The 13,339-nt window shown below is 33.7% G+C and carries 15 protein-coding genes; 9 read left to right on the top strand and 6 right to left on the bottom strand.

Annotated elements, in window-relative coordinates:
* Positions 1-110: 110 nt before the first annotated feature.
* The 3 genes from B6D18_RS02135 to B6D18_RS02125 all read right to left on the bottom strand — a co-directional run bounded on the left by B6D18_RS02135 (position 111) and on the right by B6D18_RS02125 (position 5,126).
* Positions 111-1,487, bottom strand: a complete 1,377-nt coding sequence (locus B6D18_RS02135) for a hypothetical protein (protein ID WP_086362927.1) — start codon at positions 1,485-1,487, stop codon at positions 111-113.
* A gap of 591 nt (positions 1,488-2,078) precedes the next feature.
* On the bottom strand, positions 2,079-3,467 hold the full coding sequence (locus tag B6D18_RS02130) for a hypothetical protein (RefSeq protein WP_086362926.1): 1,389 nt from the start codon (positions 3,465-3,467) through the stop codon (positions 2,079-2,081).
* A gap of 318 nt (positions 3,468-3,785) precedes the next feature.
* The gene (locus B6D18_RS02125) at positions 3,786-5,126 is read right to left on the bottom strand and encodes a replication-associated recombination protein A (protein WP_086362925.1); all 1,341 of its coding nucleotides are present in this window, start codon (positions 5,124-5,126) and stop codon (positions 3,786-3,788) included.
* Between the two features lie 185 nt (positions 5,127-5,311).
* On the opposite strand from B6D18_RS02125, the gene lolA reads away from it, so the two are divergent.
* From lolA to B6D18_RS02105, 4 genes are all read left to right on the top strand, one after another.
* Positions 5,312-5,905 (top strand): outer membrane lipoprotein chaperone LolA, encoded by a 594-nt coding sequence (gene lolA / locus B6D18_RS02120; RefSeq protein WP_086362924.1) that lies wholly within the window; start codon positions 5,312-5,314, stop codon positions 5,903-5,905.
* A 576-nt stretch (positions 5,906-6,481) separates the two neighbouring features.
* Positions 6,482-7,735: an oligosaccharide MFS transporter gene (locus B6D18_RS02115; RefSeq protein WP_198201334.1), complete on the top strand. Its 1,254-nt coding sequence runs from the start codon at positions 6,482-6,484 to the stop codon at positions 7,733-7,735.
* Between the two features lie 56 nt (positions 7,736-7,791).
* Complete coding sequence (locus B6D18_RS02110; RefSeq protein ID WP_086362922.1) at positions 7,792-8,910, top strand: glycoside hydrolase family 172 protein; 1,119 nt, start codon at positions 7,792-7,794, stop codon at positions 8,908-8,910.
* Positions 8,911-8,928: 18 nt separating this feature from the next.
* A complete protein-coding gene (locus B6D18_RS02105; protein WP_086362921.1) occupies positions 8,929-9,927 on the top strand; it encodes a substrate-binding domain-containing protein in 999 nt (332 codons plus the stop codon).
* Between the two features lie 29 nt (positions 9,928-9,956).
* On the opposite strand, the gene smpB is transcribed toward B6D18_RS02105, so the two are convergent.
* Positions 9,957-10,439 carry an SsrA-binding protein SmpB gene (gene smpB / locus B6D18_RS02100; protein ID WP_065577589.1) on the bottom strand — a complete coding sequence of 161 codons (483 nt, stop codon included), beginning with the start codon at positions 10,437-10,439 and terminating at the stop codon, positions 9,957-9,959.
* Positions 10,440-10,472: 33 nt separating this feature from the next.
* Between smpB and B6D18_RS02095 the strand changes: the two genes are divergently transcribed.
* Genes B6D18_RS02095 through B6D18_RS02075 form a run of 5 tightly spaced genes read left to right on the top strand, consistent with a single transcriptional unit; the run spans position 10,473 to position 12,395 of the window.
* Positions 10,473-10,934: a type II toxin-antitoxin system RatA family toxin gene (locus tag B6D18_RS02095; RefSeq protein WP_216818806.1), complete on the top strand. Its 462-nt coding sequence runs from the start codon at positions 10,473-10,475 to the stop codon at positions 10,932-10,934.
* Position 10,935: 1 nt separating this feature from the next.
* Entirely contained in the window at positions 10,936-11,208 is a 273-nt protein-coding gene (locus B6D18_RS02090) for an RnfH family protein (protein ID WP_086362920.1), read from the top strand.
* Between the two features lie 22 nt (positions 11,209-11,230).
* Positions 11,231-11,665, top strand: coding sequence for a zinc uptake transcriptional repressor Zur (gene zur, locus B6D18_RS02085; protein ID WP_086362919.1), 435 nt, complete (start codon positions 11,231-11,233; stop codon positions 11,663-11,665).
* The gene (locus B6D18_RS02080; RefSeq protein ID WP_086353826.1) at positions 11,653-12,006 is read left to right on the top strand and encodes an EamA family transporter; all 354 of its coding nucleotides are present in this window, start codon (positions 11,653-11,655) and stop codon (positions 12,004-12,006) included. Before zur ends, B6D18_RS02080 begins: the two co-directional genes overlap by 13 nt.
* On the top strand, positions 12,006-12,395 hold the full coding sequence (locus B6D18_RS02075) for a multidrug efflux SMR transporter (protein WP_086362918.1): 390 nt from the start codon (positions 12,006-12,008) through the stop codon (positions 12,393-12,395). The genes B6D18_RS02080 and B6D18_RS02075 overlap by 1 nt, the downstream gene beginning before the upstream one ends.
* 98 nt (positions 12,396-12,493) lie before the next feature.
* Here the strand turns inward: B6D18_RS02075 and B6D18_RS02070 are convergent, their stop codons facing one another.
* Together B6D18_RS02070 and mutT are read right to left on the bottom strand one after the other, a co-directional pair.
* Positions 12,494-12,709 (bottom strand): DUF4177 domain-containing protein, encoded by a 216-nt coding sequence (locus tag B6D18_RS02070; protein ID WP_086362917.1) that lies wholly within the window; start codon positions 12,707-12,709, stop codon positions 12,494-12,496.
* 216 nt (positions 12,710-12,925) lie between these two features.
* Positions 12,926-13,330: an 8-oxo-dGTP diphosphatase MutT gene (gene mutT / locus B6D18_RS02065; protein ID WP_065613906.1), complete on the bottom strand. Its 405-nt coding sequence runs from the start codon at positions 13,328-13,330 to the stop codon at positions 12,926-12,928.
* Positions 13,331-13,339 lie beyond the last annotated feature (9 nt).

Below are 13,339 nucleotides of genomic sequence, written 5' to 3'. Positions count from 1 at the left end.
GTTTTTAATAGTAAAAACGATAATGATAGGTGCTATCAAAGAAAAATAAAAATTGCCAATGATAAGCTCTACCTATGAATAGATAGAGCTCTTAATATAGAATGAAAAATTTAATTAGTATCGACCGCTATACATAAGCCATTTTTTAGTTGGTTTTCCTTTAAACAATGGTAAACACCTCTGTCTGGATGTATATCACAGTATTGTTCCCTTTTCGTTTCATAGAGCCAAATTCTTTTGTTCATATTCTGTTCATTAGCATTAGGTGCCCAAGATCCCGGGTATGCTTCTTGAGTTGGATCACCCCATTCGCCCAATAACGTACCTATTTCACGGGTATAAATACCATATCTGGAATCAATATCAGCATTACTCACTTCGTGAGCATAAGCAATACGGTAATTACCTGGTTGCTGTTTACATGCTTCAACAATTTGTGATGCGGTTCCTACTGAACTATTACCTGTGCCCATGGTACTAAGATCCCACCCAGAAAACCACTTTGTTATGGTGAATCCATAATGGATTTTGTAACCATGAGTTTTATGGGTACCTTCTAAAATAACTTCATAACCAGTATTATTACCCATAACGTAATTCCAAGCTAGTAAGGTGTTTTTGGCATTATCGGTACCAAATCTTAGTGTTACAAAGTCATTGCTCGCATTGATTATTGGTTCACTGACAAGTTCTTTACCTTTTAATAGTTGCCAATTATATTTATCAACGAGGCCTTTTTGTGCAAGAGATAGGTCAAATTGTGCACCATAAAAAGCAGTAGATGGGAAGTTTATTGATTGGTTATTTGATTGTATTAAGAAACCATGTTTTGGATCCCAGTGGTCTTTTTCACTATTTGTTACAAGACGAGGTTGTAACTCAGGTTTTGCATAGCAAAAACCGGTATCTTCAACTAAGGTATACATTTTAGAAGGGCTATCAATAATCTTTTTATTAGGGTATTGATTTGAATTAGGTAGTCCATATTGGGTATATAATAGTACGCCATCTGCTTCTAATTTGATTTTATAAGGCGCATACCAACCTTTTTCCGATAATGAGCAAAATGTATCACTTTTGGTTGGTTTAAATTCAATAAGTTCTTTGTTTTCATTTGTATAATACCACGTCATAACGATTGGACTAGTGGTATCAATTGCAGTTAATTGGTCACCATCATCATCGACAAATTGGCTATTATCGGGAAGTTTTATGGGGGCGACTTTGATACGTTCTTTAAATGGATAACTTGTTGAATATGGCATATTTTTAACTTCTTCACCGTAATAGTTTTTACCATCGGTGTTTAAACCAAAAAGCTCAAAATCTTTCATATTGCTTTCTAATTGTGTTGATAACCATGGTACGTTACCATGAATAGCTTCAACCGTTTTTGAATTAAACGAACAGTAGCCGTAAGGAGATAATAGTAATAAAGGTAGCACTGACGATATTGTCTTTATAGACTTATCGATAATTTGATTCATTGTTTAAATTCCTTTTTAATCATCCTTTATCATTTTAGTCTAAAATAGATAACTATTTGATAAAATGATATTTATATTTATTATTATTATTATTTTTGCTGTAGATTATAATGCAAACAGTAGATTTAGTCGATTTCAATGATAATTAGTTATTTGTGTTCTGATGCTAATTGTTAGAAAAAAGATACAATTAGTATTAAATGAATGGTTATTAGTAACAAACTAGCCTTTATCTTTTTGACTTTATTTTCACCAATAGATTGCAAACTGATAAGTTATTTGTCAGCACTAATTATCCAATAATCATAAAAAATTAGTATTGGATAGTTGGTTAATGATTATTAATTAGTTGTATTAAAAATTGTGAATGAAAAAATGATGCAGCTAATTGTAGCTAGAACTTAATCTCAGAGTAAGTGAAACTACTTTACTTAATATTGAATGATACAAATTAGCCATATTTATGTTGCGATTCACTTTTGTGATAGTCAAAGTGATGAGGGATTTATACTTGTTGAGGTAGGGACAGGAAAGTTAAATTAGCTACCCGAATTAGATATCCTTTTAATATTTCACTGTCCGTAAAAATTGCTAGTTATCCTCAGCTACTGCTGTGCATAAGCCATTTTTTAAACCACTTTCAGCTACACAATGATAAACTGCTTGATAAGTATGTAAATCACAGTATTTTTGTTGGTCCGGATCATATAACCAAATTCTTTTGTATCTAACATCTTGTTTATCATTGGCCGCCCAAGAGTTTGGGTATGCTTTTTGACTAGGATCACCCCATTCACTGAAAAGTGTGCCTATCTCTCGAGTATATTTAGCTTTAGCCGCCTGTAAGTTGGAATTAACCACTTCGTTAGTATAACTTATGCGATATTTTCCACCGCCAGCTAAGGCGCTACAGCTTTCATCCACTTTGGGTCCTGTTGTAACAGAGGCACCAGGTTCACCAATTTTATTTTCATCCCAACCGGTAAACCATTTAACGAGGGTAAATGAATATTCAATAGTAGTATTTTTCTGGGGGTTTTTTCCTTCTACAATAACCGTATATCCATCACTAGATCCCATTATATATTGCCAAGCTTTTGCTGGATCTTTAGCATCTGGCATATCAAATGATACTGTAACATCTTGAGTTTTATCGTCTTTATTAACTTGTACCAACTCACCACCTTGTTTAATTGACCACTCATAATCTTTAGCCAATTGTGCATTAGTCAAAATTAACTGAAATCGCGCACCATAAAAACCGGTTGTAGGAAAGTTTTTGCTAGGATCATTTCTCGATTGTGGTAAAAAGCCATTATCTCGATCCCATTGTGATAGTCCATTAGCTTTGGATTCTTTTGGTTTTATTTCTGGTTTAGCATAACAAATTCCGACATCATCCATAATGGTATAAGTTTTTGACGGTGGTGTTGTTACATCGTCATTAGGATAGACAAAGTAGTCAGGGTGCCCATGTTTGGTTACCAATAATAAAGAATCCGTTGTCAATTTTACTTTGAACGGAGCATTTATATTTTTTTTCGCTAAAGAACAAAATGTGTCATTATCTTTTGGAGTAAAAGAAACTAATTTATTCTTTGAATTTGTATAGAACCATTCCATTTTAATATTGCCGTTTGCTTCAAATCCAATTAATTCATCACCATCAGCATCATGGAACTCATTTTCATTTGGATGTTTCATTGGGGCGATTGCAATTTTATCTTTGAACGGATAGTTACTCGTGAGTGGTAAATTATTGACTTCCTCACCATAATAATTTTGATTATAAACGTTTAAGCCAAATAAATTTAAATCGTCCATATTCATTTCTAATGGTAGTGATAAATGTGGCGGTGATCCTGCTATCGTTTCAATTGTAGTTTGCGAGAGGCTAGCATCAGCTGATTGGATTGGTTGGAATAATAATACTAAACAAAACCATAGTGCTAAATATTTACTGCTCGTTAAGTAACTCACGGTATATTCCCTATATTTCATTTTTCTTTAATTATTTCTTAGAAAGGCTTTTTTAAGTGCAAAATATCGCGTTTGATTATAGTTGATATGATAGTTTATATCTAATAAATAATTGTAAACGATTGTTAATTCATTAAGTTAAGATTGATTTTTGTGATTAATAATTTGTTAAATAAAGTTTTTTGTTTTTGATTTATGTCAACTCATGTTAAAGATGACTTATTTTCTTGTGAATATGTACGTTTGGATTATTTGTAACTTAGGTTTTAACGAGCAAAGAATGCAATTTTAATTGGTAAAATATACTAAAATCACATGCTAATTTTTTTTCAATTTGTAACGTTGAATACTGCTCGCTTTATTTTGATCTTCTAACCACGCTAATTTTTCAGCGTAATTTTTTTCAGCTCCTCGTTGGCTGGGATAATAGTATTTAGTTGTAGCCATTTCTGGTGGAAAATAGTTTTCACCGGCAGCAAAGGCATTAGGTTCATCATGGGCATAACGATATTGAGTTCCATAACCTAAATTCTTCATTAATTGGGTCGGTGCATTGCGTAGATGTTCTGGTACATCATAATCTGGCTGAGATGCGGCATCTTTCATTGCTTGGTTAAATGCAAGATAAACCGCATTACTTTTTGGTGCACAAGCCAGATAAACGATTGCTTGGGCGATAGCTCGCTCGCCTTCCGCAGGCCCTACTCGGGTAAAACAGTCCCAAGCAGCTAGTGCTACTTGCATTGCTCTCGGATCGGCATTTCCAACATCTTCTGAAGCTATTGCTAACAATCGACGGGCAACATAGAGAGGATCACCACCAGCCGATATGATTCTGGCATACCAATAAAGTGCGGCATCAGGTGCAGAGCCTCTAATTGATTTATGCACTGCCGAGATAAGATCATAAAAACGATCGCCTTGATTATCAAATCTTGCACTACGCTCGCCAATGACTTCTTTTAATAATTCTGGTGTAAGGGCTTGGCCATCGGACATATCAACCAATAATTCGAGTGTATTTAGTGCCCTTCTTGCATCACCACCAACAAACTCGGCAATCTGTTGTTTAGTTTGTTCAGGTAATGTGATATTTAAGTTACCATAACCCCGATTAGTATCATCCATAGCTTGCTGTAAAATTTGCTCAATATCTTTATTGGTTAACGATTTCAGTAGATATACTCTCGCACGAGACAAAAGCGCAGAATTTAATTCAAAAGAGGGATTTTCCGTTGTCGCGCCGATAAAGGTTACTGTGCCATTTTCGACATAAGGTAGAAATGCATCTTGTTGACTTTTGTTGAAGCGATGGACTTCGTCAACAAATAAGATGGTTCTAACACCAGATTGTTGGTTAATTTTAGCTCGCTCTATCGCTTCTCGAATATCTTTTATACCAGAAGTAACTGCTGAAATGCGTTCAACTTTAGCATTGGCATGATCGGCAATAATTTCTGCTAAGGTGGTTTTACCTGTACCAGGCGGTCCCCACAAAATCATTGAATGCAAATGACCTGCCTCAATAGCTTTAGGCAAAGGTTTATCTTTACCAAGTAGTTGGCTTTGACCAATGTATTCCGATAGATTGCGTGGACGCATCCTTGCCGCTAAAGGTTTAAATTCATCTGAACCAAATTCAAAAGAGAGACTAGGCATGGTGCACTATATACCCATAATTACCAAATATAGTTATTATATACCGCTTTACTAATAATAGTGAAAAAGAAAAGAAAATATCTTCCACCGCTAACAGAAAAACGGTAATATTTTTAACTAAATTAGTCATTAAAATGAATGATTGTTGAATATATTTTATTACACAAAATACATAAGGATTGGTAATGAAGAAGTTTCTAATGTTAATTGGGTTACTTACAAGTCTTTCTGCATGGGCAGGCGATAAAGAGGTGTTACAAGAACGATTAGCTAAAATTGATGGATTTTATGCTCGTTTTTCACAAGATGTGAAAACAGCTGATAAACAACCGGTTCAACAAGGAAAAGGTGATTTATGGGTGACTAGGCCCTATTATTTTAATTGGACACTGACTGAACCTGATGAAACTTCGATTATTTCTGATGGAACTAATATGTGGGTCTACACTCCAGCGGTTGAGCAAGTGAGCGTAATGAGTTTGAAAAAAGCGGTAGATAATCGTTTAATGTTGCTAATTACTGATAGCCATAATCCAATTTGGAATGCTTATCATGTTACACGTAAACAAGATTCTTTTACCTTAAAACCGACTGATGGTTCTAATCAGGATTTTATTATTTCGGTTTTACCTACCGGCATGATTTCAAATTTTACAATTATTGAAGAAGATGGTCAGCGCAGCTTTTATGATTTATCTCGTCAAAGTTTAGGTAAAGTTGCGATAGATAAGTTTAAGTTTACACCACCTGCAGGAGTGACAATTGACGATCAACGCTAATTATTTTAACAATATCTAGCTTTTTCCTATTCACGAAATTAAAACATTTTGCCTAATAATGCAAAGTGTTTAAATTTACTTTTAAGCTATTGTTGAGCTTTGTTGTTAAATTGGTTATTTAGTGTCTCTCTCAATGCTCCATTTTGTTAATACTAATAATCGGATTATCAGAAAATAGATAGTGATCTCGTTATGTGTTCAAAATAGTCAAGATGTTCATGTTAAGCAAGATGGTAAATTAATTAGCTTAAATGCTTAACCATGATATTTGAAATAACCGCTAGTTTATTATTAGCGGTTATTTTTTTATTTATTGGCTAATTGCATTTTTAGCTATTTTTTTAAGTCTTAAATCGAGATGTTTGACTCTTTTAATTAAATTGTAATTTTTATTCACCTCTCAGTAATTTAAATAACATACTGTTTATTAATGTTATTTCTACTTATTGCCAATTAAACCGTTTACTAAAAATAAAATTACTTTGAAGTTGATCACATTTATCCAATAAAGCCGTTAAAGCTAAATTTTTAGCTATTCATACTCAAATTAGTGCTTAACTCTTTATAGGATAAATTATGACAAGTGCATTTTATAAAAAACCAACTTATTGGTTTGCTTCGTTTTATAGCATTATGTATTACGCAGCTGGTAGTTTTGTTTTTTCTTTTTATGCAATATGGCTTAGTAAAGAGATTGGTTTAACTGCAAAGCAAACCGGTATCATCTATTCATTTAACTATTTTATTTCATTGATCATCATGATCATTTATGGTGTTTATCAAGACAAACTTGTGCTTAAGAAACACCTTATTTGGTTTCAAAGTATCATTATAACTTGTGCTGCACCTGCGCTAATTTATGTTTATGAACCACTATTGCGACATAATTTTTATGCTGGTGTTATTTTTGGTAGTTTCTTTCTTGGCTTTGGTTGGATTGCTGGTATGGGGTTAATCGACTCATACTGTGAAAAAATAAGCCGAGCATTTGATTTTGAATTTGGTCAATGTCGTACATGGGGATGTATTGCTTATGCTGCTGGTACGTTTGTCGCCGGTATTTTAATTAGTATTAATCCTCATCTTAATTTTTGGGCCGCCTCAGTTGTAGGTATCTGTTTTATGATACTCAATCTTAATTTCAAACCTGATTTAAGCAAATCATCTTCGCTAGTATTTCAAAAGAAAGAAAAGTTAAGTTTTAACGAAATTGTTTCAGTATTTGCATTGAAAAAGTTTTGGATATTTGTTGTTTATGTTCTCGGAACTTATAGCTTGTACAACATTTACGATCAACAGTTATTCCCAGTCTATTTTACTCAGCAATTTGAAGATGTGAATGATGGTTATCGCTTATACGGTATTTTAAATTCATTTCAGGTCTTTTTAGAAGCTGCGGTTATGTTTTGTGTGCCATTTGTGGTTAATAAAGTAGGGGCAAAAAATGCGTTAATCTTTGCTGCTTTTATTTCCGCTACGCGAATCTTCTTAACTGGGCATGTCGAAAGTATTGCTATTATTTCAGTAATAAAATTGATGCACTGCTTAGAAATCTCAACCATTTTAGTGTCAGTGTTTAAATATATTGATAATAATTTTAACGCTCGTCTCTCTGCTACCGTATTTTTAATAGGTTATCAAGTTGCTGGTTCTGTCGGCGTGATTTTGTTCTCTACCTTCGTTGGTAATTTCTATGATACTCATGGTTCAGCAACCACCTTTAATAACTTAGGTTTAGTTGTTTTAGCCTTTATGATTTTTGCAGTGTTCTTCTTAAGCCGTGATAAAAAATCAGATAGTCCTAAGCTTGAAGACAATATTAAATCATAAAACAGATTTTAGTAATTTAATAAATAGTATTTGATAAAAAATATTGAGGATACAAAATGAATATATTTAATTCAGTAACACAGTTTAACTTTGAACAAACCAGAACGATTTCTCCAGAAAATATGACTGGCGAAAAAGGTAAATCGTGTATGAAAGCTAGTGCTTTAGGGCCAGGTCGAAAAGGACAAGGCTGTATTTCAATTGCAGCGGGTGAAAAAGTGACTATCGCTGAAATTACTGGTCCTGCTGAGATTCGTCATATGTGGTTTACTTTAACCGATAGAACGCATCGAGGTAGTTTTGTATTGCGTGATGTGGTTATTCGTATTTATTGGGATGATGAAACAGTTCCTTCAGTAGAAAGTCCAATTGGTGACTTTTTCTGTAATGGTTTTGGTGCTAGATGTGATATAAATTCAATGCCAATTGTGGTTAATCCAACCGGTGGTTTTAATAGTTATTTTAGAATGCCATTTAATAAAAAAGCGCGAATTGAGATTCATAATGAACATGAAGCTGATTTACAGCATTTCTTCTTTACCATTAACTATGCGTTAATGCCAAAACCGTTTGAAAATCCGCTTTATTTCCATGCACAATGGCGTCGTCAACGTGTAACTAATTATGCACAAGATTATGTTATATTAGATAATGTTCAAGGTTACGGTTATTATGTTGGTACCTACTTAGCTCTTACAGCATTAGAGCGTTATTGGTGGGGGGAAGGTGAATTTAAATTCTATCTTGATGATGATAGTGAATATCCAACCCAACATTCAACTGGTTCTGAAGATTACTTTGGTGGTGCATGGGCATTTCATAATCGAGATAGCCAAGGACGTCCAAAAGCAAAATGTTTCCAAACTATGTTTATGGGGTATCCTTATCAAACCAACCGTGATGCGACACGTGACTTTTTCCAAACAGGGGATTCTAATCCTGTACATGGTTTTGGTGACGATGGTTTACCAATGCATGGTTTGTACCGTTGGCATCTTCCAGATCCAATTGCGTTCCACAAAAATATCAAACTGGCTTTTCAACAAATTGGTAACGATGATATAAGATTGTATGAACGTTGTGATGATATTGCTAGTGTTGCTTATTGGTATCAAAGTCCATCGGCAAATAACAATCCAGTATTCCCAAATAAACAACAACGCACCCCACGTTAATATTAAGGTGATTAGTATATGGCGAGTAATAAACTGAAAATTAATGATATTGCTCGTTTGGCTGGCGTGTCGGCAACGACCGTCAGTCATATATTTAATAAACGAGATAAAAAATATCGTATTTCTCCACAAACTCGACAAAAAGTTTTATCTATTGCAGAAAAATACCGCGATCAATCACATATTCATCAATATTTAGTTAAAGCTAACAGTACCAATACTATTGGTGTTATTGTTCCAGATATGTCAAATTCATTTTTTTCAATGTTTTTGCATCATTTAGAGTCTTGCTTTCGGCGGAAGAATATTCAACTATTGATTACTTGTAGTCATTATAATAAAGAAGTTGAGCTTAAAGTTGCGCAAAATTTAGTTGAACGTAAAGTCGACGCAATGATTGTGGTAACGTCATTAGATAGTGATCAATTTTATGTCGATATTAATCAAAATACGCCGGTATTACTTTTTGACCGTTATCTAAAAGATACGACATTACCTTTTATTACTAGTGAAGCATTGCAATCTGTAGCTGATTTAATCAAACCTTATGCCGAAAAGTTAGATGAATTTTATTTTATTGGCTGTGATATTCAGTTAACGTCAATTCAAGCTAGACTTAGGGGATTTAAGCAAGGTTTAGAAAGTGTTGGATTAAAAGTTGATAGAGATTGGCTGGTGAGTGATGATTATTGTCCAAATAAAGGTTATCAATTGCTGAAAAATGTTCATCAAAAATTGGGTAGGGTACCAAAAGCTATTTTTACGCCATCAGGTAATTTACTGCAAGAGGTACTGAGTTATTTGGTCGAAGCTAAAATTGATCCAAAGCAGATCTATTTGTGCTCTTATGATTACAATAGTTATCTTGATTATTGTTATTATCCAATAGATGCTATTGTGCAGGATTTTGAGAAGATGGCGCTGGCTTGTGTGAGTGTCATTGATGATTTATTGAACTTTAAAGAATTAAAACATCAAGCATTTTTTATTCAACCACAAATTATACGCCATCATTGATTTAAGATTTACTACTATTGTAAGTAAGATTAGCGGTTGGCATTTTTCATTATGCGAGCTTTGTCAACTTGCCATTGTCTTTCTTTTATATCAGTGCGTTTATCGTACTCTTTTTTACCTTTTGCGACGCCAATTTTTACTTTTGCCCAGGCATTTTTCCAATACAAGGATAATGCCACAACGGTATAACCTTGGCGGTTAATTTGGCCAAATAACGAATTCAATTCACGTTCATTAAGCAATAATTTTCGAGTACGCATAGGTTCACATACGACATGTGTAGAGGCAACGTTTAATGGTGTTATTGTTGCACCAAATAGCCATGCTTCACCATTTTTTAGTAACACATAACTGTCACTAATATTAGCTTTACCTGCTCGCAGGGATTTTACTTCCCAACCTTGTAGGGATAACCCTGCTTCAATTTCCTCTTCAATAAAGTACTCATGGCGTGCACGTTTATTTAATGCAATAGTCGCCGAACCCGGCTTATGTGATTTTTTCTTAGTCATAATGTGCGTTATTATAGAGTTACATGATACTATATGCCACTAATTTTAACTTTTAATTTTATTATTATGGCACATGTTTTTCATGAGGTAATCGAGCCTTATTCAACCGAACAAATGTTTGCATTGGTTAACGATATAGCGAGATACCCCGAATTTGTCCCTGATTGTATCGCAACTGGGATTATTAGCAAGCAAGATAACATTTTAACTGCTTTTATTGAAGTTGAAAAATTAGGCTTTAAAAAATCATTTACGACCATAAATAAAATTAATGAACCTAATTCAATTGATATGGCATTGTTAGATGGTCCATTTAAACATTTAGAAGGTCGATGGCAATTTATTCAACTAGATAACCAAAACAGTAAAATTAGCTTTAGTTTAGATTTTGAATTTAACAATAAATTAATGGGCGCTGTTTTCTCGCCTATTTTTAAAGAAGTGATGACCAATATGGTTAAAGCATTTTCGCAAAGAGCAAGGCAGATATATTAAGATGATAAATATTCAAGTTGTATATGCGCTACCTAATCAGCCGACTATTATTGATTGTGCGGTTGATGAACAAACGAATATCTTGCAAGCAATTGCAAAATCCAATATCTTATCATTATGCAATATTCAATTAGATGGTCATTTTGTTGGTATTTATGGCAAACGTTGTGAGCTTAGTGAACAAGTAAAAGATGGTGATCGTATTGAAATATATCGAGCTTTAATCAATGATCCAAAAGAAATACGACGAAAGAAAGCAGCATTGAAAAAGTAATAATTAGAATGAAGGGAACTGAATGCATAACTTGCTGATTGAAAAAGTTGAAACTTTATGCAAAAAACGCGGTATTAAGCTGACCACTCAGCGTAAAACCGTTTTAAATATTATGATTAAAGCCAATAGAGCAATGAGCGCATATGATCTTTTAGATCTTTTAAAAGTCAGTGAACCACAAGCTAAACCACCAACAATTTATCGTGCTCTGGAATTTTTACTTGAGCAAGGTTTTATTCATAAGGTGGAGTCAACTAACTGTTATATTATTTGTCCGCATTTTCATGACCCACAACATATATCAATTTTATTTATATGTGATAATTGTCATCAGATTATTGAAAAGCATTCTGAAAATATTGAAAGTCAACTGAAGTTATTAGCAACTCAAAGTGAATTTTTAATAAAACATAGTGTGCTTGAAATTCATGGAATTTGTCATTCATGTCAACCTTAATTATTTTATTATGGTTAGTTAATATTGTTTGTGACACAGTAGGGCAAGTTGCTTTTAAATATGCCGCAGTGACCTCTAATGATAAAGATGGCCGATATTGGCAGAAATTATTCGGTAACATATGGCTGTGGTTAGGATTTGGTTCTTATTTCATTGGTTTTGTGTTTTGGTTAGCTTTTTTAAGTGAAGTACCACTATCGCAAGGGATCTTATTAGGCTCTTTTAATATGATTACCGTAATGCTTGCTGGACGCATCTTATTTAAAGAACATTTAACACCGTTTCGATTGTTAGGGATATTTTTTATAACTACCGGCGTGATATTAGTAGGATTAACTTAATGAAAAAGTTTTATATCATCGGTTTTGTTCTGTTGCTCTTTTTTGATACTTTTGGGCAGACTTTTTTTAAACTTACGGCTATTTCTGCCTTGCCATTTGAAGCAAATATAAGTTGGTTGTTAAGGATTTTTAGTCATGGATGGGCATATTTAGTTATGATTGGATATGCTGGGGCATTTATCACCTGGATGGTATTATTAAAAAAAGCACCAGTTGGTCCAGCTTTTGCGGCATCACATTTACAACTTGTTACTGTGATGTTAGTGTCGGTTGTTGCATTTAATGAACAAATCACGCTTACGCGCTTACTTGGAGCATTGTCTATTATTGTTGGGATTGTTTTTCTCGCCTTGGCTGAACAGAGGTTACACCGTAAATCAGCTAAATAAATAGAATAGAGAGATAGTCTTTAGGTTAATAGGAACCAATATGGTTAATTTATATTGATTCCTAATAGTAAAATAGAAAAGGTTTTATTCTATTTTAATTAGCTGCGTTCTCTCTCCATCACAATTAGATAAGCTTCTCGTTGCCAGAATAAAAATAATCGGCGCATATCTTTTTGCATTGTTATAACACGCCAACCTTGTTGTGCATTATCATTTAAAAAAGCTCCAAATTTTTCAGCATTTGCGTTAGCTGCGCCCAAGAGCATTGAAGACAAAGCACCTTCTTGATAAATTACTACTTTATATTCTTTCATTGTTTCTGTACCTTCTTAAAATAAACAAGATAATCTCTAATAATTGTCATAATTAAGAGAAAATCACGTGGATAATACGCATATTAGAAATTTTAATCTAGTCGTAAAAAAGCGAATGATTGAATTATAGGCAATTCGGAGGCAAGTAAAATATTTAGTGAAGCTTTAGTTAAGAATAGCTCGCACGCCAAATTCTTAACTAAAATTAGTGATAAACTAAATTTGCTTATCTAAATTTTTAAGCATTTCAATAATTAGTCTATTAGCATCAGGAAATTCGTCCGCATTCAGATCTTCTTGATCAATCCAACGGCTGGGTTGTCCTTCTTTTGCAAAAGGTACCCCATCCCATTCTTCAACTAAGTAGGCATGAATTGTGATATCACGATCTTCATAACTATGTTCAAACGTTTTCAAAAACTGAGCTTGATGAATATGAATATCAACTTCTTCGGCGATTTCACGTTCTAATGTTTGATAAGGTGTTTCACCAGTTTCGATTTTTCCACCAGGGAACTCCCAAAAACCAGCAAGATGAGAATCTTCACCGCGTTGAGTGATAAAAATTTGACAATCTTGTGAACGAATTATACCTACAGCAATTTCAGTATGTTTTTTCATGATCCTGTC

This window comes from Gilliamella sp. A7, from assembly GCF_002142015.1.
Classification (GTDB): domain Bacteria; phylum Pseudomonadota; class Gammaproteobacteria; order Enterobacterales; family Orbaceae; genus Gilliamella; species Gilliamella apis_A.
This window is presented reverse-complemented; position numbering and strand designations above follow the sequence as displayed.

Excerpts from the sequence above, each read along its gene's own strand:
- B6D18_RS02070 (WP_086362917.1), bottom strand. The coding sequence starts at position 12,709 with ATGAAAGAATATAAAGTAGTAATTTATCAAGAAGGTGCTTTGTCTTCA.
- B6D18_RS02095 (WP_216818806.1), top strand. The coding sequence starts at position 10,473 with ATGCCACTAATTTTAACTTTTAATTTTATTATTATGGCACATGTTTTT.
- B6D18_RS02080 (WP_086353826.1), top strand. The coding sequence starts at position 11,653 with ATGTCAACCTTAATTATTTTATTATGGTTAGTTAATATTGTTTGTGAC.
- B6D18_RS02090 (WP_086362920.1), top strand. The coding sequence starts at position 10,936 with ATGATAAATATTCAAGTTGTATATGCGCTACCTAATCAGCCGACTATT.
- smpB (WP_065577589.1), bottom strand. The coding sequence starts at position 10,439 with ATGACTAAGAAAAAATCACATAAGCCGGGTTCGGCGACTATTGCATTA.
- lolA (WP_086362924.1), top strand. The coding sequence starts at position 5,312 with ATGAAGAAGTTTCTAATGTTAATTGGGTTACTTACAAGTCTTTCTGCA.
- B6D18_RS02110 (WP_086362922.1), top strand. The coding sequence starts at position 7,792 with ATGAATATATTTAATTCAGTAACACAGTTTAACTTTGAACAAACCAGA.
- B6D18_RS02125 (WP_086362925.1), bottom strand. The coding sequence starts at position 5,126 with ATGCCTAGTCTCTCTTTTGAATTTGGTTCAGATGAATTTAAACCTTTA.
- B6D18_RS02105 (WP_086362921.1), top strand. The coding sequence starts at position 8,929 with ATGGCGAGTAATAAACTGAAAATTAATGATATTGCTCGTTTGGCTGGC.
- zur (WP_086362919.1), top strand. The coding sequence starts at position 11,231 with ATGCATAACTTGCTGATTGAAAAAGTTGAAACTTTATGCAAAAAACGC.
- B6D18_RS02115 (WP_198201334.1), top strand. The coding sequence starts at position 6,482 with ATGACAAGTGCATTTTATAAAAAACCAACTTATTGGTTTGCTTCGTTT.
- B6D18_RS02075 (WP_086362918.1), top strand. The coding sequence starts at position 12,006 with ATGAAAAAGTTTTATATCATCGGTTTTGTTCTGTTGCTCTTTTTTGAT.
- B6D18_RS02135 (WP_086362927.1), bottom strand. The coding sequence starts at position 1,487 with ATGAATCAAATTATCGATAAGTCTATAAAGACAATATCGTCAGTGCTA.
- mutT (WP_065613906.1), bottom strand. The coding sequence starts at position 13,330 with ATGAAAAAACATACTGAAATTGCTGTAGGTATAATTCGTTCACAAGAT.